A 910-nucleotide genomic window follows, 5' to 3' on the forward strand; every position below is an offset into this window, starting at 1 on the left:
GGAGTATAAAGCAGTGGCCAGAATACAAAGTATAATGGATATCAAATCCATGAAGTTCATCAATCTGATACTTGGGGCCTTTACGGAAAATGATCAATCTGCGAGCGGCTCCATATTGTCGCATGTAAAAAAGGGAGACCTGGTAATCAGGGATTTAGGCTATTTTTCTACACTCTTATTTACCAAGCTAATCGCTGCCGAAGTTTATTTCCTGAGCCGACTACAATACGGCACGAGCCTATATGACAAGCAAGGAAATCCACTATCATTGAAAAAAATATTACGTGGTGGAAAACTAAAAGATGCGTGGGTTCTTGTGGGGGCGAAACATACATTTTCTGTACGTCTGGTGATGATACCCTTATCTGAAAAACAGGCGTCGGAAAGACGGCGCAGAGCAAGACTTGACCGAGATAAAAGGATGAATCATAGCAAAACGTATTATAAGTGGCTTGGTTATAGTGCTCATATCACAACTGTTGATAAAGCCGTCTGGACAGCAAAAGATGTTGTAAAAGCTTATCGGGTACGTTGGCAAATAGAAATCATATTCAAATCCTGGAAGACTTGTTTTCACTTACAGGAAATGATCCAGGAAGGCGGCCAGAACGAACATCGCGTAAAGGTGAGTATCTATCTGATGCTGTTATTCATTTGTCTATTTATGAAAGAATTTATGCAAGATATAAGCATGAGATAGAAAAGGTAACGGATAAAAAAGTCAGCTTGTTAAAACTAGCAGCTTTTGTAATTAACCATCTCACGGAGATATTTTCATTGTCCAGTAGTAAATTAAAGGAATTGATAGCGTGCCAATGTTGCTATGAAAACAGAGATGACAGGGTGCACCTACCATCTCTGTGTCTCAATTTCTCAAATTAACTTGACGCCAAAGCGATCCTATCGGGGT

1 protein-coding gene is annotated in these 910 nt (G+C 39.8%); it reads left to right on the top strand.

Going from position 1 to position 910, the window contains the following annotated elements; translation table 11 throughout:
• A partial coding sequence (locus KK062_RS29815) for an IS4 family transposase (protein WP_254088044.1) occupies positions 1 to 700 on the top strand: 700 nt, incomplete at its 5' end.
• Between the last annotated feature and the right edge of the window lie 210 nt (positions 701 to 910).

Source organism: Dawidia cretensis (assembly GCF_018598175.1).
GTDB lineage: Bacteria > Bacteroidota > Bacteroidia > Cytophagales > Cyclobacteriaceae > Ohtaekwangia > Ohtaekwangia cretensis.